At 73.1% G+C, this 23,811-nt stretch carries 18 protein-coding genes and 1 pseudogene; 9 read left to right on the top strand and 10 right to left on the bottom strand.

The annotated features are described in order from the left end of the window. The first annotated feature begins 256 nt into the window (after positions 1 to 256). A complete protein-coding gene (locus V2J85_RS18115) occupies positions 257 to 631 on the top strand; it encodes an STAS domain-containing protein (RefSeq protein ID WP_030415409.1) in 375 nt (124 codons plus the stop codon). Positions 632 to 876: 245 nt separating this feature from the next. Here the strand turns inward: V2J85_RS18115 and V2J85_RS18110 are convergent, their stop codons facing one another. The 3 genes from V2J85_RS18110 to V2J85_RS18100 all read right to left on the bottom strand — a co-directional run bounded on the left by V2J85_RS18110 (position 877) and on the right by V2J85_RS18100 (position 4,205). Then, positions 877 to 2,007: a sensor histidine kinase gene (locus V2J85_RS18110; RefSeq protein ID WP_261957479.1), complete on the bottom strand. Its 1,131-nt coding sequence runs from the start codon at positions 2,005 to 2,007 to the stop codon at positions 877 to 879. A gap of 77 nt (positions 2,008 to 2,084) precedes the next feature. Beyond that, complete coding sequence (locus tag V2J85_RS18105; protein ID WP_261956141.1) at positions 2,085 to 2,747, bottom strand: response regulator; 663 nt, start codon at positions 2,745 to 2,747, stop codon at positions 2,085 to 2,087. A gap of 450 nt (positions 2,748 to 3,197) precedes the next feature. Then, entirely contained in the window at positions 3,198 to 4,205 is a 1,008-nt protein-coding gene (locus tag V2J85_RS18100; protein ID WP_261956140.1) for a hypothetical protein, read from the bottom strand. Positions 4,206 to 4,576: 371 nt separating this feature from the next. On the opposite strand from V2J85_RS18100, the gene V2J85_RS18095 reads away from it, so the two are divergent. The 3 genes from V2J85_RS18095 to V2J85_RS18085 all read left to right on the top strand — a co-directional run bounded on the left by V2J85_RS18095 (position 4,577) and on the right by V2J85_RS18085 (position 10,180). Continuing rightward, positions 4,577 to 6,433 (top strand): serine/threonine-protein kinase, encoded by a 1,857-nt coding sequence (locus V2J85_RS18095; protein WP_330822180.1) that lies wholly within the window; start codon positions 4,577 to 4,579, stop codon positions 6,431 to 6,433. A gap of 152 nt (positions 6,434 to 6,585) precedes the next feature. Continuing rightward, entirely contained in the window at positions 6,586 to 8,295 is a 1,710-nt protein-coding gene (locus V2J85_RS18090) for a succinic semialdehyde dehydrogenase (RefSeq protein WP_261956138.1), read from the top strand. Positions 8,296 to 8,353: 58 nt separating this feature from the next. Continuing rightward, a complete protein-coding gene (locus tag V2J85_RS18085; RefSeq protein ID WP_261956137.1) occupies positions 8,354 to 10,180 on the top strand; it encodes a GMC oxidoreductase in 1,827 nt (608 codons plus the stop codon). Positions 10,181 to 10,236: 56 nt separating this feature from the next. Here V2J85_RS18085 and V2J85_RS18080 read toward each other — a convergent pair whose 3' ends face one another. Both V2J85_RS18080 and V2J85_RS18075 read right to left on the bottom strand, forming a co-directional pair. Then, positions 10,237 to 11,370, bottom strand: a complete 1,134-nt coding sequence (locus V2J85_RS18080; RefSeq protein ID WP_261956136.1) for an LAETG motif-containing sortase-dependent surface protein — start codon at positions 11,368 to 11,370, stop codon at positions 10,237 to 10,239. Between the two features lie 1,086 nt (positions 11,371 to 12,456). Further along, positions 12,457 to 12,798: a chorismate mutase gene (locus V2J85_RS18075; protein ID WP_330822177.1), complete on the bottom strand. Its 342-nt coding sequence runs from the start codon at positions 12,796 to 12,798 to the stop codon at positions 12,457 to 12,459. A gap of 251 nt (positions 12,799 to 13,049) precedes the next feature. On the opposite strand from V2J85_RS18075, the gene guaA reads away from it, so the two are divergent. Beyond that, a complete protein-coding gene (guaA, locus tag V2J85_RS18070; RefSeq protein WP_261956134.1) occupies positions 13,050 to 14,636 on the top strand; it encodes a glutamine-hydrolyzing GMP synthase in 1,587 nt (528 codons plus the stop codon). Between the two features lie 303 nt (positions 14,637 to 14,939). Continuing rightward, positions 14,940 to 15,833: a 2-hydroxy-3-oxopropionate reductase gene (locus V2J85_RS18065; RefSeq protein WP_330822176.1), complete on the top strand. Its 894-nt coding sequence runs from the start codon at positions 14,940 to 14,942 to the stop codon at positions 15,831 to 15,833. Positions 15,834 to 16,014: 181 nt separating this feature from the next. Here the strand turns inward: V2J85_RS18065 and V2J85_RS18060 are convergent, their stop codons facing one another. Then, the gene (locus tag V2J85_RS18060; RefSeq protein WP_261956132.1) at positions 16,015 to 16,512 is read right to left on the bottom strand and encodes an SRPBCC family protein; all 498 of its coding nucleotides are present in this window, start codon (positions 16,510 to 16,512) and stop codon (positions 16,015 to 16,017) included. A 180-nt stretch (positions 16,513 to 16,692) separates the two neighbouring features. Here V2J85_RS18060 and V2J85_RS18055 point away from each other — a divergent pair. Continuing rightward, a pseudogene (locus V2J85_RS18055) lies at positions 16,693 to 17,484 on the top strand (class II aldolase/adducin family protein); the annotation flags it as partial. Positions 17,485 to 17,609: 125 nt separating this feature from the next. Here V2J85_RS18055 and V2J85_RS18050 read toward each other — a convergent pair. Together V2J85_RS18050 and V2J85_RS18045 are read right to left on the bottom strand one after the other, a co-directional pair. Beyond that, positions 17,610 to 18,368 carry a bestrophin-like domain gene (locus V2J85_RS18050; protein WP_261956131.1) on the bottom strand — a complete coding sequence of 253 codons (759 nt, stop codon included), beginning with the start codon at positions 18,366 to 18,368 and terminating at the stop codon, positions 17,610 to 17,612. Positions 18,369 to 18,377: 9 nt separating this feature from the next. Then, a complete protein-coding gene (locus V2J85_RS18045) occupies positions 18,378 to 18,965 on the bottom strand; it encodes a hypothetical protein (protein WP_330822175.1) in 588 nt (195 codons plus the stop codon). A gap of 624 nt (positions 18,966 to 19,589) precedes the next feature. Between V2J85_RS18045 and V2J85_RS18040 the strand changes: the two genes are divergently transcribed. Beyond that, positions 19,590 to 20,867: a hypothetical protein gene (locus V2J85_RS18040; protein WP_261957478.1), complete on the top strand. Its 1,278-nt coding sequence runs from the start codon at positions 19,590 to 19,592 to the stop codon at positions 20,865 to 20,867. A gap of 355 nt (positions 20,868 to 21,222) precedes the next feature. Next, on the top strand, positions 21,223 to 21,768 hold the full coding sequence (locus tag V2J85_RS18035; RefSeq protein ID WP_261956129.1) for a TQO small subunit DoxD: 546 nt from the start codon (positions 21,223 to 21,225) through the stop codon (positions 21,766 to 21,768). A gap of 24 nt (positions 21,769 to 21,792) precedes the next feature. Here the strand turns inward: V2J85_RS18035 and V2J85_RS18030 are convergent, their stop codons facing one another. Continuing rightward, positions 21,793 to 22,062: a hypothetical protein gene (locus tag V2J85_RS18030; protein ID WP_261956128.1), complete on the bottom strand. Its 270-nt coding sequence runs from the start codon at positions 22,060 to 22,062 to the stop codon at positions 21,793 to 21,795. After that, positions 22,059 to 23,621 (bottom strand): PspC domain-containing protein, encoded by a 1,563-nt coding sequence (locus tag V2J85_RS18025; protein WP_330822173.1) that lies wholly within the window; start codon positions 23,619 to 23,621, stop codon positions 22,059 to 22,061. The genes V2J85_RS18030 and V2J85_RS18025 overlap by 4 nt, the downstream gene beginning before the upstream one ends. Between the last annotated feature and the right edge of the window lie 190 nt (positions 23,622 to 23,811).

Raw genomic sequence — 23,811 nt, 5'->3', positions numbered from 1 at the left:
ACTCGAAGTTGCCCGTTGCTGATCGTTCGTGCGCGTATGAGGCGATGTGTTATCCGGGTGTGACCGGAGGTGGGCGGAAAGTTGCCGCCCTTGGGGCATAGCCTTGGGCGTGAACGGCCTGTTACGTCCCACGGCTACCGCCGGGAACCAGGATGAGTTTCAGGACATCGAGGCCGGGCAGTCGAGCCGGGGAAGGATGAGTTCCGGATGTAACCGGGCACATCCGGTCCGAAAGCGAGCGAAAGGCTTCGAGCGCGTGTCGTTGAAGGTGGCAGAGGACGCACAGGGCCCCTGGGCCGTACTCCAGGTTTCCGGTGAGATGGACCTGGTCACGTCGCCTGCGGTGCGCCAGCACGTGCACGATGCGGTGGCCGACGGCCGCAGATCGCTCGTGCTGGACCTCTCCGAGGTCCGTTTCTGCGATTCCAGCGGGGTCGGCGTGCTGATCGCCGCCCGCCGGCTGATGCGCTCGTGCCAGGGGCGGCTGCGGCTGATCCTGCCCGCCCAGGGAGCCGTCGACGGCTCGCACGTCAACCGGGTGCTGGCCGCGCTCGGCGTCCGCCGGCTCTTCGAGGTCTACCCGGACCTGTCCACCGCCGTCGACGAGGCCGCCGCACCGCTCTCCGCCTGAAGCCCGGAAGCGCACGAGGAGCCGGAAGCCCTCAGGTACCCAGAGGCCTCCCAGGTCCCGGAAGCCTCCGGCGTTCCGCCAGCCCCCGACGTTCCGGAAGCCTCCGACGTTCCGGAAGCCTCCGCGAGCCCGGAGCGAGCCCGGAGCGAGCCCGGAACGAGCGCCCCGAGCGCCCCGAGCGCCCGCCACCCGGCCCGCCCGGCGGCCACCCCCGCGTTCATCCCTCCGCCTTCACCTCCCCGCACTCACCCCGCCCCGTAAGGGAATTCCGCCCGTACCACGAAGCCGCCGTCGGAGGTGTGCCGCGCCTCCAGCGTTCCGCCCAGGCTCTGGGCGCGCTCGCGCAGCCCCACCAGGCCGTGCCCGCCGCCGGGCAGCACCGGCGCGGTCGCCGTCGCGTCCGGCGGCCCGTTGCGTATCTCCACCCGCAGTCCCGGGCCGGCCTCCCCGCAGACCTCGTCCGCCGGATCGACCCGGACCCGCACCCGCGCACCCGGCGCGTGCTTGCGGACGTTGGTGAGCGCCTCCTGGACCGTGCGGAAGGCGGCCCGCTCGACCGTCTTCGCGCCGCCCGCACCGGCCACCACCCCGCCCTCGTACGTCACGTCCAGCGCGCTCATCTCGAGCAGTCGCGGCAGTTCCTCCAGGTCGGGCTGCGGTGCCAGTCCGCTCGCCTCCCCGCCGTCCCCGCCGTCCGCCCGCAGCACCCCCACCATGTGCCGCAGCTCCTCCAGCGTCCGCACGGACAGTTCACGGATCGTCCGGGCGCCGGCCCGCGCCGCCTCGTCCTCCGTACTGACCTGCACCGCCCCCGCCTGCAGGCTGATCAGGCTGACCTGGTGGGCCACCACGTCGTGCATCTCGCGGGCGAGCCGGGCGCGTTCGGTGGTCTTGACCCGGTCCGCGAGCAGCCGGTCCTCGCGGCGCAGGCTGCGGGTCAGGTCCTCGACGCGGGAGGCGAGTTCGCGGCGGGTGCGCATCAGCAGGCCCAGCGCGATCGGGGCGGCCGAGGTGACGCAGGCGTCGATGAGCACCAGGGTGTTCTCGCGGTACGCGGTGAGTTCGAAGTCGGAGATCGGATACGGCAGGAAGTGTGCGGCGATCAGCAGCACCGCGCAGATCCCCAGCCGCCGCCGGCCGGGGCGCCGGGCCGCCAGGGTGTAGAGCCCGATCATCGGCGCGAACCAGATGTAGCCGATGTACAGGCCGGGCAGCGTCACGAGGAAGACCAGCAGCGGGAAGCGCCGGCGCAGCAGCAGGGCGGCCGCGGCGACCACCGAAACACCCAGTTCCAGGGCGAGTTCCAGGCCGTTGACCAGCACCGCGTCGGCGATCGCGAGCAGTACCGGCACGACCACGGGCGCGATCCGGCGCAGCCGCCGCCCCCACGTCCCGGCCGCGAACGCCCGCCACCGGGCCGCCCCGCGCGCGAGCAGCCGCCCGCCGCCGGACCTCACCACGCCCCCCGGGGAGCCCCGGACACCAGGCCCGCACGGTCGGCGACGATGGCCGCCTGGATGCGATTGATTCCCCCCAATTTGCCCAGGACGGCGCGGACATGGTCCTTGACCGTACTGGGCGCCAGCCCCATCCGGCCGGCTATCTGGGCGTTGCCCAGCCCCTCGCCGAGCAGGGCGAGCACCTGCGACTCCCGCGGTGTCAGCCCGCTGACCGCCCGGGCCGCCGCCGCCTGGTCCTCGGCCGTCAGATAGCCGCCGATCACCGCCCGGGTCACGCCCGGATCCAGCACGCTGCCGCCCGCCGCCAGGGTCCGTACGGCCCGTACCAACTGCTCGGGATCCGAGTCCTTCAGCAGGAAGCCGGCCGCGCCCTCGCGCAGCGCCGCGGTCAGGTACTCCTGGGCGTCGAAGGTGGTCAGCATCGCCACCGCCGGCGGATCCGGCGCGGCGCGCAACTGCCGCAGCACGGTCAGCCCGTCCACGTCCGGCATCCGGATGTCGAGCAGCACCACCTCGGCCGCGCAGCGCAGCACGGTCTCCACGGCCTCGGCGCCCCCGCAGTCCGCGACCATCTCGATGTCCGGGGCGGTCCCCAGGATCATCCGGAGTCCGGATCTGACCAGCCGTTCGTCGTCCACCACAGCGACCCGGATCACCGGCCGCCCCTTTCTGCCTTCTGCTGGTTCACACCCGTCAGGGCCCGCGGAACCGCCCGGCGCTGCGCGACTCCGTACCTCTGTCCGGGTCCCCGCCCTGCGACGGACCCGGACCCCCGCCGAGCGGCGGGGGTGAGCCCGCGACCTCGGGAGGATGCCATGCGGGCCGCCGCGCGGGCAGAGTGGTCCACATGCTGCACCACTGAAGAGGCCACAAGCCCAGGACGCGTTGCAGTTCACATCGGCGGCCGCCGCGACCCCCACACGCGGCGGCCGCTGCATGGCGTTGCGGGGGCGGTTCGGAGGGGGATCTCCCCCGCACCGCCGGTAGCCCGCCCCTGACGCCCCCTGAGGGAACTCCTCGCCGGTGTCCGGCTTCCTCGCCCTGCCGTCGAAGCCCCTTACGGGAAGCCCCTACGGGAAGCCCCTACGGGCATTGCGCCCTGCCGCCTACGGGCGTCCCGCCCCCGCCGTGCGCAGGCCCTCCGCCCGCAGTCCGCCGTACGGCCCGAAGCCGCGGCCGGTCGCGAGCACCACCACCGACGTCATGGCCGCTAAGCCGTACGCGGTGGTCGCCATCGACAGCGTGCCCTCGGTGGTCTCGAAGGACCGGTTGAAGAAGCCCGTCACGGTCAGCCACACCACCGTCCGCACGGTCAGGTACAGCTCGACGGAGGCGAACACCAACAGCGCGCCCCGTACGTCGTGGCGTCCCCGGAAGGCCAGCAGTCCGAGGATCAGCAGTACGGCCACCGAGCCGACGGTGGTGAACTCGATGGACGACTCCAGGTCGAGCGTGCCGTGCACCGACCCGTCGACCACCCCGCGCAGATAGCGCACCACGTCCGTCCCGCCGGCCGTCAGATCGCGTCCGGTCCAGCCCAGCCGTGCCAGGCCCATCAGCAGGAACAGCACCCCGCAGACGCGCGACGGCCGGCGCCAGGTGGCGTCCGGGCCGGCGGCCCGCGGTCCCGCCCCGGCCCTGCGCCGATCCGTGGCGGGGAACATCACGGCCAGCACGACCAGCGCCACCACCAGCCCCAGCCCGCGGGTGGCCAGCGTCCAGCCGCCCAGCGGGTCGTTGCGGTACTGGTCGCGGTAGGTGGTGTCGATGAGGCCCACGCCCTCCCGCAGGGACAGGGCGAGCAGCAGGAAGCCCGAGAGCAGCGCCGCGGAGCGGGCCACCCGCCGCTGGGCCAGCGCCAGGCCCGCGACCACGAGGAACACCACCGTGAGGGACCACTCGTAGGGGCCGAGGATCTGCGGTACGGGGGAGGCGCCCGGGTTGAACAGCCCCTCCAGGAAGTCGCCCAGGGTCCCGTCCGACTGGACGATGCCGTAGACGGTCCAGGCGGCGAGCGTGCCGCCGTAGAGCGCCAGGCACAGTGCGGTGGCGAGGTAGGCGCCGCTGTGCTCGGGAGCGGCGCGGCCGGGGTCGGTGCCCGGTCGGACGTCCACCGTTCCGCCGTCCTGCATCATGCTGACCGACCCCCGCTCCGCGTGCCGCAGCCGCCGTACCGGCCGTTCCCGTACGGCAGCCTCACTGTGTCAAGGACGGTGGGAGAGCCGGTGGAGGTTCCACCCCGTGTGTCGTGCGGGCCGGTTGGTGTGTTCAGCGGACTTGTCGTGCGACCGCCGCGCCCTCCGTGTCCGCCGCGCCGAGGGCCGGTCGCGCGGCCGGCAACGGCCCTCCCCATGGCGGAAGTTGATCACCGGGCGGGCGGTCGCCGGGCGGTCGGTGCAGGTCAGCGGCGGGGTGGGCGGATGCCGCCGCGGTGGTGGGGAGCCGCTCCCGCCGGGCGGGCGGCGGTGCGGCAAGATAAGGGGGCATGGGGATCTTCGGGGGCGAGGGCCGGCTGATCGGCGGTCGGTACCGCCTGGGAATACGGCTGGGCCGCGGCGGCATGGGCACGGTCTGGCGGGCCACCGACGAGCTGCTCGGCCGCCAAGTGGCCGTCAAAGAGCTGCACTTGGACGAGGCGACCGCCGAACCCGAGGCGCGGGTGCAGCGCGAGCGGGCGATGCGCGAGGCGCGTACCGTCGCCGGGATCAAGCACCCGAACGTGATCGTCGTGCACGACGTCGTCGAGCAGGACGGCCGGCCGTGGATCGTGATGGAGCTGGTCGAGGGCCCGTCGCTGGCCGACCGGCTGCAGAGCGGCGGCCCGGTCGCGCCGCGTGAGGCGGCCCGGATCGGTGTGGCGCTGCTGGGCGCGTTGCGCGCGGCGCACACCTGCGGAGTGCTGCACCGCGACCTCAAACCGGCCAACGTCCTGATGGAGTCCGGCACCGGCCGGGTCGTGCTCACGGACTTCGGCATCGCCCAGGTCCCCGGCGTCACCACGCTGACCGACGCCGGCGGCTTCGTCGGCTCGCCGGAGTACACCGCCCCGGAGCGGATGGCCGGCCGGCAGACCGGCCCCGAGGCCGACCTCTGGTCGCTGGGCGTGCTGCTGTGCGCCGCGCTCAACGGTGAATCGCCGTTCCGCCGTGACTCGCTGGGCGGGGTGCTGCACGCCGTCGTCTACGACGAGATCGAACTCCCCGAGCCCGCACGCCCGTTGCGGGCCGTGCTCGGCGGCCTGCTGGAGCGCGACCCGGACCGCCGGATGGGGCTGACGGAGACGGAGCAGCTGCTGCGCGGCTACCTCCACTCGGGCCGCGCCCCGGAGCGCGGGGCGGCCGGCCCGGCCGTCCCCGGGACGCCGTTCGCGGGTACGCAGGCCCCCGGCACCCCGGCCCCCGGTACGCCGGGCGGCCCCGGCGCCCCCGCCCCGCCGCACGACCGTCCCGTCAGCGGCCCGCCCGGTGTGCCACTGCCCGGCGAGCCCGTGCCCGGCGGCCATCCGCCCGCCGAGGAACCCCTGGCCGCCGCCCCCGCGCCCCTGGGCCACGCCTTCGGCGGCCCCGGCGGGCGCTCCGGCGGGCGGACCCCGGGGCTGCCGATCCGCGACGCCCTCGACGAGCGGGCGCTGGCCGCGGCGGCCCGCCCGCACACCGGCCGCACCCGTACGGCGCTGCTGATCGCGCTCGCCGTCGTGGTGATCGGGGGCGCCGGCGCCGGTGTCACGGCCCTGCTGATGCAGCAGGGCGGCACCGACGACACCGCCGGCCGGGGCGGCCGCCCCGGCCACTCCCAGCAGGCCTCGGCCGCCGGCCCGACGAAGAACGGCCGGCCCGGCGCGCCCCGTCCCACGGTCACCGTCACCTCCGCGCCCTCCCCGGGCGCCACCGGCGGGATCCCGGACGGCTACCACCTCGTGAAGGACCCGGTCGGCTTCGCGCTCGCGGTGCCGGTCGGCTTCACCCGCTCCTACGAGCACGACCGGGTCTACTACTACTCGCAGGGCAAGCGGTTCCGGATCGGCGTCCAGCTGCAGAAGCGGGTGCCGGAGGGGCCGATCGGCGCGATGCGCACCGCGGACGCCGAGGGCCCGGCGAACTACCGCGGCTACCGCGCGGGCCAGGTCACCGAGACCACCCACAACGGACTCCAGGCCGGACTCTGGGAGTTCGTCTGGGACGGCAGCGCGGCGGACGGCGGCTCGCGCTACACCTACGACCTCAGCTGGGACGAGAACGGCCGGATGATCGACGTGTGGATCTCCTCGCCGCTCGGCTCGCGCACCGAGGCCAAACGTCACTTCGACACCGCCCTCGACGCCTTCCGGCTGACCGGGACGTGACCGCCGAAGATCCGCCCCGGTCCCGCCGGGCCCCCGTTCGTCCCTGACCAGAGCCCTTACGGCCAGCGGACACTGGCGCGATGGTGGGCAGCCGGTGAAAACCCGTTACTGCCGGGTACACAAAGCGTCCGGGGAGGAATACCCTCGCCGACATGACGGACTCGCAGGACACCGGAACAGCTGCCTCCGCCGCCGAGGCCCCCGAGGCCACCGCGCCCGCCGAGGCCCCCGCAGCGCCGACCGAGGGCAATCCGGTCGCGCCCGCCCCCGCGGGCAGCCGCACCGCCGCCGACGTGGTCACCCCCGAGGTCGCGGCCCGGCTCACCCGCGGCGTGGTCGCCGGGGGCACCTCCCGCTCGAGCGGAGCCGGGAGCGGGGGAGGTCGTACCGCCAACCACACGCCGTTCACCGGCGAGAAGCTGGCCGACCTGCCGGAGTCCACCCCCGAGGACGTCGCCACCGCCTTCGAACGGGCCCGGGCCGCCCAGGAGCGCTGGGCCAGGGTCCCCGTCCGGCAGCGCGCCGCGGTCCTGCTGCGCTTCCACGACCTCGTCCTGCGCCGCCAGGCCGAGGTGCTCGACCTGATCCAGCTGGAGACCGGCAAGGCCCGGCTGCACGCCCACGAGGAGGTGCAGGCGGTCGCCGTCGCCGCCCGCCACTACGGCCGCAAGGCCCCCGCCTACCTCCGCCCCAAGCGCCACACCGGCGTCGTCCCGACCCTCACCAAGGTCACCGAACTCCGCCACCCCCGCGGCGTCGTGGGACAGATCGCCCCCTGGAACTACCCCTTCGAACTCTCCATAGGCGACGCCCTGCCGGCCTTCGTCGCGGGCAACGCCGTGGTGATGAAGCCCGACACCGAGACCGCGCTCACCGCGCTGTGGGCCCGCGAGCAGCTCATCGAGGCGGGGCTGCCGGAGGACGTCTGGCAGGTCGTGATCGGCGAGGGCCCGGTCATCGGCCCCGAGGTCGTCAAGCACGCCGACTACGTCTCCTTCACCGGCTCGACCCGCACCGGCCGCGAGGTCGCCCAGGGCGCCGCCGCCCGCCTGGTCGGCGTCTCCCTCGAACTCGGCGGCAAGAACGCCATGTTGGTGCTCCGCGATGCCGACCTGGACAAGGCCGCGGCGGGCGCCGTCCGCGGCTGCTTCTCCTCCGCCGGCCAGCTGTGCATCTCCATCGAGCGGCTCTACGTCCACGAATCCGTCGCCGACGACTTCCTCGCACGCTTCGCCGCCCGCACGAAGGCCATGCGGCTCGGCAACTCCCTCGCCTACGGCGCCGACATGGGCTCGCTGGCCGGTGAGCGCCAGCTCCAGGCCGTCGTCCGGCACGTCGAGGACGCCGTCGCCAAGGGCGCCGAACTGGTCGCCGGCGGCCGCCCGCGCCCCGACATCGGCCCGTTCTTCCACGAACCGACCATCCTCGACGGCGTGCAGACCCCGATGGCCGTCTGCGACGAGGAGACCTTCGGCCCGGTCGTCTCCGTCTACCGCTTCCGCGACGAGGACGAGGCCGTGGCGCTCGCCAACGCCACGCCGTACGGCCTGAATTCCAGCGTCTGGACCAAGGACGGCCGGCGCGGCCGGGCCGTCGCCGCCCGGCTGCGCACGGGCACGGTCAACGTCAACGAGTCGTACGCGGCCGGCTACGGCAGCGTGCAGTCGCCGATGGGCGGCATGGGGGACTCCGGCCTGGGCCGCCGGCACGGCTCCGAGGGCATCCTCAAGTACACCGAGGCGCAGACCGTCGCCCACCAGCGGGTGATGCCGCTCGCGCCGTCCTTCGGGATGACCGATGAGAAGTACGCCCAGTTCATGACCCGCAGCCTGCGCGCGATGAAGGCGTTCCGGCTGAGGTGACCCGCCCCCGGGAGACCCGGTAGCCAGCCCCTTCGCCCCCGAACAGCAGGGAGAGCCAGTGCCCCAGGAGAACTCTGCCCAGAGCCAGGACCCGGACGGCACCCGGGCCGGCGGCTACGACTACGACGTCCTCGTCATCGGCTCCGGCTTCGGGGGCTCGGTCTCCGCCCTGCGCCTGACCGAGAAGGGCTACCGGGTCGGCGTCCTGGAGGCCGGCCGCCGCTTCACCCGCGAGACGCTGCCGAAGAACTCCTGGGACCTCAAGAACTACCTGTGGGCGCCGGCCCTCGGCCTCTACGGCATCCAGCGCATCCACCTCCTCGGGAACGTCATGGTGCTGGCCGGCGCCGGCGTGGGCGGCGGTTCGCTGAACTACGCCAACACCCTCTACGTCCCGCCGAAGCCGTTCTTCGACGACCCGCAGTGGAAGGACATCACCGACTGGCAGGAGGAGCTCGAGCCGTACTACGACCAGGCCCGGCGGATGCTGGGGGTGCGGCTCAACCCGACGATGACGCCGTCCGACGTCCACCTGAAGGCGACCGCGGAGGCGATGGGCGTCGGGGAGTCGTTCCACATGGCGCCGGTCGGGGTGTTCTTCGGGGACGGCGACGACTCCGACGGGACGGCGCGGGCGAAGCCGGGCGAGGAGGTGCCGGACCCGTACTTCGGCGGCGCGGGGCCGGCCCGTAAGGCGTGCACCGAATGCGGCGAGTGCATGACCGGCTGCCGGCACGGCGCGAAGAACACCCTCAACGAGAACTACCTCCACCTGGCCGAGAAGGCCGGTGCGGTGATCCACCCGATGACGTCCGTCGTCGCGCTCACCGAGGACTCCCGCGGCGGCTTCGCGGTCCGGACGCTCCCGACGGACGACAGGAGGAGAGGCGCGGGCAGGACCTTCACCGCCCGCCGCGTCGTCCTCGCCGCCGGCACGTACGGCACGCAGACGCTGCTGCACCGCATGAAGGACAGCGGGCTGCTCCCGTGCGTCTCCGCCCGCCTCGGCGCGCTCACCCGCACCAACTCCGAGGCGCTGGTGGGCGCCCAGACCGACAACCGCCGCTACCGCAAGCGGCACGGCGCGGAGAAGGCCGACTTCACCAAGGGCGTGGCGATCACCTCGTCGATCCACCCCGACGAGAACACCCACATCGAGCCGGTCCGCTACGGCAAGGGCTCCAACTCGATGGGCGGGCTGACGATCCTCCAGGTGCCGTACCGCCCGGCGGGGCGGGTGCGGGGCTGGCTGGCCAACATGGCCCGCCACCCCTGGCTCGCGCTGCGCGCGCTCTCCAACCGGCGGTGGTCGGAGCGGACCATCATCGGCCTGGTCATGCAGTCCCTGGACAACTCGCTGACCACGTACCGGAAGCCGAGCGGTCTCGGCAAGGGCCTGCTCACCGCCCGCCAGGGCCACGGCGCCCCCAACCCGAACCAGATCCCGGAGGCCACCAAGGCGGCGACCCTGCTCGCCGAGGAGATCAACGGCTTCGCGGGCTCCAACGTCGGCGAGCTGATGGGCACCCCGCTCACCGCCCACTTCCTCGGTGGCTGCCCGATCGGCGACTCGGCGGTGACCGGCGTCATCGACCCGTACCACCGGCTGTACGGGCACCCCGGCATCTCCGTCGTCGACGGCGCCGCGGTCTCCGCGAACCTGGGCGTCAACCCGTCGCTGACCATCACCGCACAGGCCGAGCGTGCGATGTCCCTGTGGCCCAACAAGGGCGAGGCGGACCCGCGGCCCGCCCCGGGACGGCCCTACGAACGGCTGGCCCCCGTGAAGCCGGTCCACCCCGCCGTCCCGGAGAAGGCCTACGGCGCGCTGAACCTGCCGTTCCTCGCCGTGCCGCCGGTACCTCCGAAGAAGTCCCTGGCGTGACACGGCACAGGGCCGTCGGGGAGCTCCCCGACGGCCCTGTGGTGTACGGCCCGTGGTTACGCGGCCGCGGCGCCGTCCGTCTTACGACGGCGGACGACGAAGAGCGCACCCGCGCCCACGACCATCGCGACCCCGCCCACGAGGGCGATGGTCGGCAGCGCGGACGAGGAACCGGTCTCGGCGAGCTTGCCGGTGACCGGGAGGTCCTTCAGGTCGCCCTGCGGAGCCGGCTTGTTGGGCTGGTTCTTGCCCGGCTTGCTCTTGGCCGGCGGGACGCTGCCCGGCTTGCTGCCGGCGACCAGGACGTCGAAGTCGTACTCCGCGACGTCGGAGAAGCCGCAGACGTCGTCCTCGTTGTGGTACGCGCCGATGGTGAACGCGAAGCCGTAGCTGCCCGGGGTCTTGGCGTCGACCTTCAGACGCAGCTTGGCGTCGGCGTACTCACCGGGCTTCAGACCGTCCACGGACGCGAAGTAGCCGTCCTCGTCGGTGATGGCCTCCCAGGTGCGGGAGTCCTCGTCGTACCACTGCACGGTCAGCAGCTTGGAGACGTCGTCGAAGCTGTCGGTGCTGATGGCGTCCAGCGCGACGTACGCGTCGACCGACTTCATCGCCTTGTCGGAGGTGTTGGTGGCGCGGAAGGTGAAGTTCTTCCAGCCGGAACCGGCCACGACCTTGCTCGGCAGACCGCGCAGCTCGGTGCTGATCGCCGTCTCGTCCGACTGCTTGGCGCAGGTGTCGTCGGTCGGCTTGCCGGTCGGCTTCGCGGTGGGCTTGGCCGAGGTGGTGGGCTTGGGCTCGCCGGTGGGCTTGGTGTCGTCACCCGGGGTGCCCGGGCCGCCGGTACCCGTCTCACCGCCGTTGCCGGTCTCACCACCGGTACCGGTCTCGCCGCCGGTACCCGACTCACCACCGTTTCCGGACTCCCCACCGGTGGCGGTCTCGCCGCCGGTCTCCGCACCGGGCTTGGTCTCGTCGCCCGGGGTGGTCTCGTCACCGCCCGCCGGCGTCTCCGGCTGCGTCGTGGTGTCGTCGGTCTGGTCCTGACCGGGGGTGCCCGGCGTCGGCTCGGCGCTCGCGCTGGTCTCGGTGTCGGCGCCGGTCGCGAACGCGGCAGGGGCCGCCATCAGGGCGGCAGGGGCTATGACGGCCGTCGCAGCGGCAGCCGTCAAGGCACGGCGAAGCTTCATCGAGAAGACCTCTCGGGGTCCAATGTGCCGTGGGTCGGCACCAGTTGATAGCTGGCCGTCGCGTTGGGGGGCGCGGTATGGCCGTGCGATTTCACGTACATGACCGGCCATGGCCAAAAAAGGTTGCCCACTCGAATCGAATTCTTTCGGTGACCCCCGTCACATCGCTCACAGTCGCCACACAGCCGGCCCACAGGTGCCGCACAACCACGGCACAGACGGGGCCCGAGGGCAGCGGCGGCACGGACCGGCCGACGGCGACCGTGCGCCCGGCGTACGCCCCCCCCGAGGAGGTTCCCGTGCCCCATAGCGAAGGGCCCCGGATGCCGTCCACGAGGGGGGTGCGGACGGCCACGGGGCCCTTGGCTTTCGGTGCCGGCGTCAGGGCAGCGCCGGCACCGAGGGGCGGCGCTGGGGGGGGGGTAGCGCCGCTGGCTTACGGGGGTGGTGCGTGGTGCTCGATGGTGCGGTGCGCGCGGTGGTCCGGACCCATCGCCGTGCCGGGTCGTCGCGGTCCGCGGAGGCACAGCACGGCAAAAGTCCATACCAGGCGCGGTATGTCGTTCGTCAAGCATCGTCCTGGATACGCCTCACCTGGCGCAACCGTTTCGACCGGATGCGGTCGGTCCCGGGCGTCCCCAGGACCGACCACCCCATCGGTTTGTGACCGGGCTGCTGTCCCCTGCTGACCGGTCACGGCACCGGAACGAGGTCCCACGACGCGGACCGCGAAAGGCGGCCGGCGTCTCATCGCTCCGGTCTTCCGCCCGTGGGGCGGCGTCTACGCGTAGTCCTGCAGGCCGCGCCTGGCTGGCGTGGCACCGGGAACAACGAAGTCCCGCGGCGGCCGGTCACGCGCCGTACGGGTGAGTCGGCAACCGAACTCAAATCCGCCAGCTGCGCCGGGCGCACACCCCTTTGCGATGCGCCCCGCCTGCGCCCCGCCATGCCCGGAGTCGGCGCCGCACCGGTGCAACGGTGATCACGTCCCACCCCGAATCGGCCGCCCGGCGATCGCCCATCGGCCGGAACCGACCCTTCAGCGCACGGAATCGGCCACTGGCGGCCGCAGGCGGTCCGCCCGGCTCAGATCTGCCCCCGGGAGAGCTCCAGCAGGGTCATGGCCAGTGCGGTGCCGGGCTTGCCGAGCTGGTCGCGGTAGTGGGCGAGGATCTCCATCTCGCGGGAGAGGTTCACCCGGCGCCCGCCGGAGGTGATCCGCTCGCGCTGGATGACGGCCGAGACGGCCATCCGCTCCTGCACGAGACCGATGATCCGGCCGTCGAGATCGTCGATCCGGCGCCGGGCGTCGGCGATGATCCCGGCGGCCTCCGGCGTATGGGCGCCGGTGTCGGGCGTGGGGGCGGGTGAGGGGGCGGCGGGGCCGGTGGTGGGACGGGTGGCCGGGCCGGCGGTCGAGGTGCTCATGTCCGTATCTCCTGGGGGTGTGGCCCCGGAGCCGATGATCGAGGTCCGGACAGACGCAGGCGCCCCGGACCTTGTCGGCCCGGGGCGCCTGGGAAGTTGCTCGTCAGTGGATCAAGCAGCACGACCATGGCAGCCGGACGGGCCGGTGCCATAGGTAAAGACGAAGGTCAGCTGCTGGAACATGGGCCACAGTATGAGCCCGTTAGAATCGAAAGTCCAACCCCGCTCCACACCGCCGGAAGGCCGCCGAAGTGCCATCAGCGCCCCCTGCCGCTGCCCCGGACGTCGTCCTCGTAGTCGACTTCGGCGCACAGTACGCCCAGCTCATCGCCCGCCGCGTCCGTGAGGCCCGGGTCTACAGCGAGATCGTGCCGTCCACCATGCCGGTGGCCGAAATGCTCGCCAAGAACCCCAAGGCGATCATCCTCTCCGGCGGGCCGTCGTCGGTCTACGCCGAAGACGCCCCCAGTCTCGACCGTGCCCTGTTCGAGGCCGGTGTCCCGGTCTTCGGCATGTGCTACGGCTTCCAGCTCATGGCCACCACCCTCGGTGGCACCGTCGACAACACCGGCGCGCGTGAGTACGGCCGTACCGCCCTGGCCGTCTCCCGCACCGACTCCACCCTCTTCGAGGGCACCCCCGCCGAGCAGTCGGTCTGGATGTCCCACGGCGACGCCTGCTCCGCCGCCCCCGAGGGCTTCACGGTCACCGCGTCCACCGACCTGGTCCCGGTCGCCGCCTTCGAGAACGACGAGCGCAAGCTCTACGGCGTCCAGTACCACCCCGAGGTCATGCACTCCACGCACGGCCAGCAGGTCCTGGAGCACTTCCTCTACCGCGGCGCGGGCCTCCAGCCGAGCTGGACGACCCACAGCGTGGTCGAGGAGCAGGTCGCCGCGATCCGCGCGCAGGTCGGCACCAAGCGGGCGATCTGCGGCCTCTCCGGCGGCGTGGACTCCGCGGTCGCCGCCGCCCTCGTCCAGAAGGCCATCGGTGACCAGCTGACCTGCGTCTACGTCGACCACGGCCTGATGCGCAAGGGCGAGTCCGAGCAGGTCGAGAAGGACTTCGTGGCCGCCACCGGCGTCCAGCTGAAGGTCGTCGACGCCGAGGAGCGCTTCCTCAACGCGCTGGCCGGGGTCAGCGACCCCGAGCAGAAGCGGAAGATCATCGGCCGCGAGTTCATCCGGGTCTTCGAGCAGGCCCAGGCCGAGCTGGTCGCCGAGGCCGGCGCCGACGGCGAGGAAGTCGCCTTCCTCGTCCAGGGCACGCTCTACCCGGACATCGTCGAGTCCGGCGGCGGCACGGGCACCGCCAACATCAAGTCGCACCACAACGTGGGCGGCCTCCCCGACGACATCGAGTTCGAGCTCGTCGAGCCGCTGCGCCAGCTGTTCAAGGACGAGGTCCGGATGGTCGGCACCGAGCTCGGCCTGCCCGACGAGATCGTCCACCGCCAGCCGTTCCCCGGCCCCGGCCTGGGCATCCGCATCGTCGGCGAGGTCACCAAGGAGCGCCTCGACCTGCTGCGCGAGGCCGACGCGATCGCCCGCGAGGAGCTGACCGCGGCCGGTCTGGACCGCGAGATCTGGCAGTGCCCGGTGGTCCTGCTGGCCGACGTCCGCTCCGTCGGCGTCCAGGGCGACGGCCGCACGTACGGCCACCCGATCGTGCTGCGCCCGGTCTCCTCCGAGGACGCCATGACGGCCGACTGGACCCGGATGCCGTACGAGGTGCTGGCCCGCATCTCGACCCGCATCACCAACGAGGTCGCGGACGTGAACCGGGTGGTCCTGGACGTGACCAGCAAGCCGCCGGGGACGATCGAGTGGGAGTGATCCGCTCGTAGGTCTCCCGCACCAGGTCAATGCCGCAGCCGTCGCTCACCAGTTTGGGCGGCGGCTGCGGCGTTATCAGGACCCGGTCGTCCACGTCTTCGAGCTCGACAAGGAGACCCGGACAGACGTCCCCACCGGCACCTATCGCGACCGGCTGAAGGTCTCCGCCCCCTACGACCTCGACATCGACCTGACCGCCATCGACGAACTCTGACGGTTGACGTTGTCCTGGACGCCCCACATCATGGTTTTCGAATAGCGATAGCATGATTTCGCTTTGCGGAAGTTAGTGGGTGTGGCGCAATGAGCACGATCGCTTTCCTCGGCCTCGGCATCATGGGCAGCCCCATGGCGGTGAACCTCGCGAAGGCCGGGCACGCCGTCGTCGGCTGGAACCGCAGCCCCGGCCGGGCGGACGCGCTGGTCGCGGCGGGCGGCAAGGAGGCCGGCTCGATCGCCGAGGCGGTGCGGGGCGCGGACGTCGTCATCACCATGGTCCCGGCGTCCCCGCAGGTCGAGGCCGTCGCGTACGGGCCCGACGGCATCCTGGAGAACGCCCGGCCGGGGACCCTCCTCATCGACCACTCCTCGATCACCCCGCAGACCTCCGTCGACCTGGCGAAGGCCGCCGCCGAGAAGGGCATCCGGGTGCTGGACGCCCCCGTCTCGGGTGGTGAGGCGGGTGCCGTCGAGGGCGTGCTGTCGATCATGGTCGGCGGTGAGCGGGCCGACTTCGACGCCGCCCGGCCGGTCTTCGACGCGGTCGGCGCGACCGTCGTCCACTGCGGACCGCACGGCGCGGGCCAGACGGTCAAGGCCGCCAACCAGCTGATCGTCGCGGTCAACCTGCAGGCCCTGGCGGAGGCCGTGGTCTTCCTGGAGAAGTCCGGCGTCGACCTGGCGGCCGCGCTGGAGGTCCTGGGTGGCGGCCTGGCCGGCTCCACCGTCCTGGCCCGCAAGAAGGACGGGATCCTCGCCCGCGACTTCGCCCCCGGCTTCAAGCTGGAGCTGCACCACAAGGACATGGGCATCGTCACCGACGCGGCCCGCACCGTCGGCGCGACGCTGCCGGCCGGTGCCGTCGCGGCCCAGCTGATCGCCTCCGCGGTGGCCCGCGGCGACGGCGCCCTGGACCACTCCGCCCTGCTGCGCGGCGTCGAGCTGCTGAGCGGGTACGGGCGGGAACAAGGGGCGTAACGGCCCAACGGCCCAACGGCCCAACGGCCCAACGGCCCAACGGCCCAACGGCCCAGCGGCCCGGCGGGCCCAACGGCCTTGCCGTCGGCCGGGCGTTCCCCGTGCGTCTCCCGTGTACCTCTCGTACGGCCGTCGGCGAAGGTCAGCCGTTTCCGTCCTCCCGTGCGGCCGTCGGCGAAGGTCAGCCGCCTTCTTCCTCCCGTACGGCCGCCGCCAGCCGTTCCAGCGTCGTGGCCATTGCCGGGCCCATCCGCCGGGGATAGCCGGGGAGTTCGATCACGAGGCGGGGGAAGCGGGCGCGCGACCAGTCGTAGGTGTGGGTGACGCGGGTGGTGGCAGGACCGTCGGCCGTGCCGTCCAGGGGCGTCAGGGCGTAGCGCCAGCGCTGGCCGCCGACGAGCCGGCGGCCGCGCAGCTCGCCCCAGGTCTCCCAGGCGATCAGCCGGTCCGGCTCGTACTCCACCACGACGTTCACCGACCGGTACGGGATCCGGCCCTGGGCCATCCCCATGCTGAAGCGGTCGCCCGGGCCGAGCGGCGACGGGCCCTCGGGGCGGCCGCGCAGCATCCCGGAGCCGTCCAGCGCGGCGTGCCGGTCCGGGTCCCGGAGGACGGCGAAGAGCCGTTCCGGTGCCGCGTCGATGTCCCTGCTGACCGAGAGCGTCCTGTGGGCCGTCATCGTCCACCCCCCGCACCGCCGTCGTCCGGCGCCCGTCGCCGACGTCCGTCCGGTGCCTCATGTCCGTGCGCCCATCATGGCGGTGGGCGCATCCGGCCACGTCGGGGGGCTGGTTACCTGGGGTAGCGGAGGGTAGCTTCCGCAGCGAGCCACACGAGCCAGGTACATGCCAGAAGGAGAACGGCGATGCCCGAACCGACGCCGATACCCACCGACCAGCTGCAGTTCGCCATGCCGCCGACGCACGAGACCGTCGAGGACGAGCGGCGCCACCGCAAGGAGCGTCTGGTGGCGGCGCTGCGCCTCTTCGGGCGCTTCGGCTTCGAGGAGGGCGTCGCCGGGCACATCACCGTGCGCGATCCGGAGTTCCCCGACTGCTTCTGGGTGAACCCCTTCGGGATGTCCTTCAAGCACATCACCGTCAGCGATCTGATCCTGGTGAACGCCGAGGGCCAGGTCGTCGAGGGCCGCTACCACGTCAACCAGGCGGCGTTCGTGATCCATTCGCAGGTCCACCAGGCCCGCCCGGACGTCATCGCGGCCGCCCACAGCCACTCCACCTACGGGCGGGCGCTGTCCGCGCTCGGTGAGCTGCTGGAGCCGATCACCCAGGACGTCTGCGCGTTCTACGAGGACCACGCGCTCTTCGACGACTACACGGGCGTCGTGGTGGACGAGGAGGAGGGCCGCCGGATCGCGGCCGCCCTCGGGCCGCACAAGGCGGTGATCCTCCGCAACCACGGCCTGCTGACGGTCGGCGACTCGGTGGACGCGGCGGCGTGGTGGTTCCTCACGATGGAACGCTCCTGCCAGGTCCAGCTGACCGCGAAGGCCGCCGGCAAGCCGGTCCTGATCGACCACCACAACGCCGTCCACACCCGTGAGCAGCTGGGCAACGACCTGGTCGCGTGGATCAACTACCAGCCGCTGTACCAGCAGATCACGCGGAGCGAGCCGGATCTCTTCGACTAGGACCCTGACGCGCGAGTGCCCCCCGGGCCTCGCCCGGGGGACACCGCGCTGCTCACGGCTGCTCACGCCACACGGTCGAAGGCGCGGTGCGAGGCGCCGTCAAAAAGGCGAGGCACGAGGCGCCGTCAAAGGTGCGGGAAGAGGTCCCGGAACGGGTCCGCGCTGGCGGAGATGCCGCGGCTGAACGGCGAGTCGAAGTCCCAGACCAGGAACAGCAGGAAGGCGATCAGCGCGCTGAACAGGCCGGCCATCAGCATCTCCCGGCCGGACCGCCGGATCTGCAGGGTGAACATGATGCCCACGGAGATCGCACCGCCGGCGATCAGCCCGAACCACACCACCCCCGGCAGCGTCGAATCGGCCGCGTCCGCCCGGGCGTTGCGGGCCCCGTCGGCCACCGCGATCTGGTCGACCAGCGGCTGGTAGGACTGCCCTTCGAAGTCGTTGCGCGGGTGGTAGTCGGTCACGTCGGCACGGACCTTCGTCAGCAGTTCCGTGCCCCGCTGGGTGAGTTGGCCCTGGTCGGACATGACCGGCCACTCCTTGTGGACGACATAGGAGGCGTAGGCCTGCACGTCCGAGCGGATCCGGTCCCGTACCGGCGCGGGATAGGCCCGGGCCCGCGCGCTGACCTCGTGCAGCGCCTGCGCCTCGGCCCGCACGGTGTCCTCGGCCGCGCTCCGGGCCTCCCAGACCCCGGCGATGGCCAGGCCCAGCACGATCGCGTAGACCACCCCCACCATCATCGTCAGGTACTCGATCACATCGGGTGTCTCGGTCGGGTCGTGGTCGTCGGCGAGCCGGCGTTCCTTGAGGACCGTGATGATCAGGACGACGCCGCAGACCGCGGCCATGGCGATGCCCAGCACCAGCCATTGCGACATGGGGACCTCCTACGAGGAACGGCGCCCGGCGGAACCGGACGAGGAGCTCGAACGGGGACGGAGGGCGGCGCCGGCCAGCACGGCCGGGGCGGTGATCAGCAGGGTCGTGGTCACCATCGAGCGCCCGGCGTGCGCCTTGTGGTACGTGCGGGCGTAGTTGCGGGGCAGCACGGGCGCGGGCGAGGCGGGGCGGCGGGGTTCCGGCCGGGGTGCGGGCGGCGGGTCCGGGGCGTGGGTGCGGGGGGCCGGTGAGGGAGGAGGGGGCGGTGGTGGCGGGGGTGTTGGGGGTGTTGGGGGTGGCGTGGGCCGGGGTGCGGGTGGTGGCGGGGCGGGCCTGGGGCGGCGCGGACTCGGCGCCGGTGGCCGGGACGGAGCGGGCGGGCGCGTGGTCTTGGTGCAAGGGAAGTGCCAGCCGCGGGGCATGGGAAAGCCGGTCGGTACGTCCACGGGCGGTGTGGTCCCGGCGAAGGCGCAGTTGTCGCCGGCGGCCGGACGGCCGAACCCGTTCGCGTACCGGCCCCGGACGGCCATCTGCCCGCCGGCCGCGGCCGGTTCACCGGCGCTCACCGGCGCCGCGGCGACGAACAGCGTCACCATCCCCGTCAGCAGGACGGTGGCCGCGGCGGCCAGACAGCCCGCCCGCCTGAGAGTGGGGCGGCCCGGTCTGTTTCGTGGTGCGTGGTGTCGGTGTGGTGGTGCGGATTCGTGTATTTGGTACACGGCGAGAGCTTGCGCAGCGGGCGGACGGCTCAGCCGTCCCCGTGCCCCGGTTCGCCCGAATAGGGGAAGCGCCCGGTTTGCGCGGTCGGCCGCCGAGCGGATGTGCGTGAGGCCGGGCGGGGACGGCGGGAGGGCTGGGGGAGGGGCGTACGGGCCGGGGGAGGAGCGGACCGAGGGAGGGGGTCGGGGAGGGGGGTACGGGCCGCGGTGGCGGGGCGGCAGCGTATCGATGGCGCGTCGACGTACCGATGGAGCGTCGACGTGGCGATGGCGCGTCGACGTGCCGATGTCGCGTCAACGCGGCGATGCCAGGCCAACGTGCCGATGTCGCGTCAACGCGGCGATGCAGCGTCAACGTGGCGATGCCGGTACCACCCGCCACCAGCTGGACGGTTGCTCACCGCCGCTGCCCTTTGAGGCACAATTCGCCTTTACACAGGACGAGTTGATCGCATCGGTGGCGGGACGGTAACGGACGTGTCGGTTGATACGGCGGCCAGCATGGCCGGAACGGGCGAGCCGGAGGGCGGCGCGGAGCGCGCCGACGGTGACGAGTGCCGGTGCGGACGGTGCCCGCACGGCGCCCGGGCGGGCCACCGGCAGGCGGTCGCCGCGTTCGTCGCGCTGCGCGAGGACTTCGCCGCCGGGCGCGGCGTCCCGGCCGGGCTCGCGCACTCGGCCGGCGCCGCCCGCCAGTGGGTCTCCGACGAACTGACCCTGTCGGCCCGGGAGCTGGCCAGGCGCGGCGCCGCCGAGGGCGTCGCCTGGCTGAACGCCGTGCGGTGGCGCACCCTGCTGGTGGTCTGGGGGGCGGTGGTGGCCCTGCTCGTCGGCGAGGCGCTGACCGCGATCGGCGCCGGCTGGACGGTGTTCCGTACGGCGGGGCTGCTCGCGGCCGTCCTGCTGGCGCTGGGACTGACCGCGGCGGCCTGGTTGCACCGGTCGCACGGCGGGGCGCTGGCGCCGCTGATCGGGGAGGACGGCCGGCTGTCCACCTCGCGGACGGTCGCCGCGGCCTGGGCGGCCGTCGTGCTGTACGCCGTGCTGATCATGGCCGTCCGGCTGGCGATCGCGACCGCCCCCGACGAGCGGCACCGCCTGCTCGGCGGCCTGGCGCTCGCGCACTCCGGTACGGCGCTGGGGCTGCTCGGCCTCGTCTGCGGGGTGGCGGTGCTGGCGTACGGGCTGGTGGCCGTGCGGGTGCGGACCGGGTGGCTGCAGAAGGTGCCCGCGGAGCGGCCGCGGGGTGCCGATCTGCTGACGGACGACGCCGGGCGCGGCAGCTTCCTGGACGTGCAGTACGTCCTGGTCAACGCCGCGGTGCTGGTGTTCGCCCTGGTCCGGCTGGCCGGGCAGCCGGGTCAACTGCCCCGACTGCCGTGGGGTTTGGTGGCCCTGGCGGGCGTCTCCGGGACGGCGTACCTCGCCGGGAAGCTGGTGACCGGCGGCCGCCCGGTGATCCTCTCGGTGGTCCGTGCGCGCGAACTGGGGGACCTCGCGGCGCCGGTCCGCACCGGCGACGACATCGAGATCCGCGGCGCCGGTTTCGTTCCCCCGGGGGCCACCACGCCCGACCGGCTGGCCCGCACCGTGGTACGGATCGGCGCGGTCCACGTCCCGGTACCGCTGGTCCCGGTGGCCGGCGGCTTCGCCAATCCCACGGACGGCGTGCTCACCGTCCCGGTCCCGGTCGATGTCGAACCGGGCCGGGTGGAGGTCCGGGTCATCACGGCGGCGGGGGTCGAGACGGCGGCCTTTCCGATCGACGTGGTGGACTGAGCGATCACGAGGTGGGGACTGAGCGATCACGAGGTGGGGGCTGAGCGATCACGAGGTGGGGGGATTGAGCGTCCGGGCGAGACGAGTGGCAGGGCGTGCTGCCGGGCTCAACTCCACGTGAACACTCCACATGAACAATCCACATGAAGACTCCACGTGAACCCTGCGGCGGTTTCGGTCTCCTGCGTCGGGCACGGTCTGCCGCCGGTCGCCCCCGGGTGTCGATTCTGTGTGCAGCAGTCGCCGGAAGTGCATCGGTCCGTTGAACCTCTTGCGCAGGTGCGTACGTATCTCTCTCTGAGGCGCGGGCGCGGGCACAATCGTCGCTCCCGGTGGCAACGGAGAGGCGGACGTCATGGTTCACGCGAATCGCACGATCGGTGCCGACTTGGCGAGCTCGGGCGCCGACGGACCCGGCACCGGACTGCGCGGACAACTGGGGCGCCACGCGCTGCTCCCGCTGCGCCTCTTCCTGGGTGCCACCTTCCTCTACGCGGGGATCGACAAGCTGACCGACCCGGCCTTCCTGGCGGCCGGTGGGTCCGGTTCGCTCGGGGACATGCTGCGTCAGGTCCATGACGCGGCGGCGCTGCCGCAACTCGTCGACCTGGCACAGAAGAGCCCGGTGGGCTTCGGTTACGCCATCGCGGCGGGCGAGCTGGCGGTCGGCCTGGGGACGCTGGTCGGACTGCTGGGCCGGCTCGCGGCGTTCGGCGGCGCGCTGATCTCGCTGACGCTGTGGCTCACCGTGAGCTGGGCGACCACGCCGTACTACTACGGCAACGACCTCGCCTACCTGATCGCCTGGCTGCCGCTCGTGCTGGCCGGTACGCCGCGCTTCTCCCTCGACGCGGCCCTCGCCAACCGCCGCAAACGACACGGTGCGCAGCTGTTCGGCTAGGGGCACCCTTTGGGCCCCGGGGAGTCATGGGTGCTGTGTCGTGGGCCCCTCCTCGGTGCGGTCGGTGCGGCGGGCGCGGTCGGAGTGGTCGGTGCGGTCGGCGTGGTGGCGGCGGATCGTGGCCCAGACGGCGGCGGTGATGCCGGAGAGGAGGAGGCCGGCGGGGAGCGCCAGGAGCAGCCAGGGGCCGGGCGCCTCCCAGACGCCCAGGGCGTCGAGGCCATAGCCCGTGCCCAGGGTGAGAGCGGTGACTCCGGTGATCAGCCGGGCCGGTTCGAAGGGGTGGCGCTTCACTGGGGGGCTCCCTGGCGGGTCGGGGCGGCCGTTGCCGCGGCCGGTCGCGGGGCGGCGGGTGCCGTGGGCGTGGTGGCCGACGGGGACGCGGTGGCCGACGGGACGGGCGTCGACGGGACGGGCGTCGACGAGGCGGACGTCGACGGGGTCGGCGCCGGGACCGGGGTGGCGCGCTGGATGTCGACCTGGCCGGCGCCGACGCTGAGGTCCAGGTCGAGCACCCCGTGCGGCTTCTCGCCCTTCTTCAGGCCGTCGGCGGGCAGCGTGATCGTCTTGTCCTGACCGCCCGCCAGCAGCTCCACGTGCTCGGCCGCTTCGCCGGGCAGCCGGATGTCGCCCAGGCCGAGCGATATGTGCAGCCGGGTGGTGACGCCCGGCGGCAGGGTCACCTGGAGGCGGCCGGCGCCCACGTCGGCGCGGGTGTGGACCGTACGGCCGCCCTTGAGGGGCAACTCGCTGAGGTCCAACTCGCCCGAGCCGGAGCCGAGTGCGTAGTGCGGCTGCACGGCGGCGATGGTGGTCGGGGTCCAGCTGCGGTTCTGCCAGTCGGCCGTGAAGGTGCGCGGCAGCACCGTCACGCCGGCCAGCATCAGGGCCGTCAACACCATCAGGAAGACCGTGCCGCCGCCGGTCCGCCCGAACCAGGCGCTGAGGACCAGCCCCAGGCCGAAGACGACCAGCGCGGCGGCCAGACCCGCCTGGACGGACGGTACGAAGGTGGTGTGCCGGGCGACGGCGAGGGCGGTGCCGGCGCCGCCGAACAGGGCGAGCAGGAAGGTCCGGCCGCCTATCGGGCGCCCGGGGCGCCGGTTCCTGCGCGGGCCGCCGACGGGGTGGGCGCCGCCCGCCGGCACGGGCGGTCCCGGCGGCCGGCCGGCGCCGGACCAAGTGCCCTGACCGGAAGCGGTGGTCGCGTCCGCGCCATGGGTGAAGCGGTACGTGACGTCCAGGGGGAGCGGGGTGGTCTCCGGGCCCCACAGATAGCCCCCGCCGGCCGCGTCCCGCGAGCGCGGATCGCGCCACCAGGAGGGACTGGCGGGCACCGGCGGCGCCTTGGTCTCCGGCGGGGCGTCGGCGACCGCCTGGGCCGTGGCGGCGTCCATCGACTCCGGGCCCTGGGCTTCCGCCTGCCGGCGCCGCCGCGACCAGTACGCCGAACCGCCCACCGCCAGCAGCAACATGATGGCGAAGGACATCATGCTGCCCTTGGCGAGCGTGGTCAGGAACAGTCCGCAGCCGACCAGCGCGACGAGCAGGGCGGTCAGCGCGGAACCCTCGACGCGGCCGGACAGCAGCCTGCGGCCCTCGTTCTCCTCCTCGCCGTCGAGGGGGATCGCCAGCCACGCGAAGCCGTAGAGGATCAGGCCCACGCCGCCGACGGAGAGCACGGCCAGCACGATCCGGAAGATGACCGGGTCGAGGTCCCACTGCCGGCCCAGCCCGCCGCACACCCCGGCGACGACCTTGTGCCGCCGGCTGCGGCGCAGCGGCGGATGCGGTGGGGTGGGGCCGGCGGGGTCGGACGGTGCCGGCTCCGCGACGGGGGCTGCTTCGTTCATGGACCCATGGTGACAAGATCAACGCGAGCGCGGCATCCGTGGAAACCCTGGCAGATCCCTGAGATCCGCCGCCGGCACCCCCGACACTTCTCAGGGCCGTGCGGAAATCCCCCGCCGGCGGGCATATGCCACGCGCCTCCGCCCCGACCGGCGGACACGAACCTGCCAGCGGTGGGCCGGGGGCTGAGCG

Origin of the sequence: Streptomyces bugieae (assembly GCF_036352915.1) — a bacterium.
In the GTDB taxonomy this organism is placed as follows: domain Bacteria; phylum Actinomycetota; class Actinomycetes; order Streptomycetales; family Streptomycetaceae; genus Streptomyces; species Streptomyces endophytica.
This window is presented reverse-complemented; position numbering and strand designations above follow the sequence as displayed.

Bases quoted from the DNA above. Each gene is read 5' to 3' on its own strand.
- V2J85_RS18095 (WP_330822180.1), top strand. From the start codon at position 4,577: ATGGGGATCTTCGGGGGCGAGGGCCGGCTGATCGGCGGTCGGTACCGC.
- V2J85_RS18090 (WP_261956138.1), top strand. From the start codon at position 6,586: ATGACGGACTCGCAGGACACCGGAACAGCTGCCTCCGCCGCCGAGGCC.
- V2J85_RS18080 (WP_261956136.1), bottom strand. From the start codon at position 11,370: ATGAAGCTTCGCCGTGCCTTGACGGCTGCCGCTGCGACGGCCGTCATA.
- V2J85_RS18075 (WP_330822177.1), bottom strand. From the start codon at position 12,798: ATGAGCACCTCGACCGCCGGCCCGGCCACCCGTCCCACCACCGGCCCC.
- V2J85_RS18065 (WP_330822176.1), top strand. From the start codon at position 14,940: ATGAGCACGATCGCTTTCCTCGGCCTCGGCATCATGGGCAGCCCCATG.
- V2J85_RS18060 (WP_261956132.1), bottom strand. From the start codon at position 16,512: ATGACGGCCCACAGGACGCTCTCGGTCAGCAGGGACATCGACGCGGCA.
- V2J85_RS18050 (WP_261956131.1), bottom strand. From the start codon at position 18,368: ATGTCGCAATGGCTGGTGCTGGGCATCGCCATGGCCGCGGTCTGCGGC.
- V2J85_RS18045 (WP_330822175.1), bottom strand. From the start codon at position 18,965: ATGGTGACGCTGTTCGTCGCCGCGGCGCCGGTGAGCGCCGGTGAACCG.
- V2J85_RS18040 (WP_261957478.1), top strand. From the start codon at position 19,590: ATGGCCGGAACGGGCGAGCCGGAGGGCGGCGCGGAGCGCGCCGACGGT.
- V2J85_RS18035 (WP_261956129.1), top strand. From the start codon at position 21,223: ATGGTTCACGCGAATCGCACGATCGGTGCCGACTTGGCGAGCTCGGGC.
- V2J85_RS18025 (WP_330822173.1), bottom strand. From the start codon at position 23,621: ATGAACGAAGCAGCCCCCGTCGCGGAGCCGGCACCGTCCGACCCCGCC.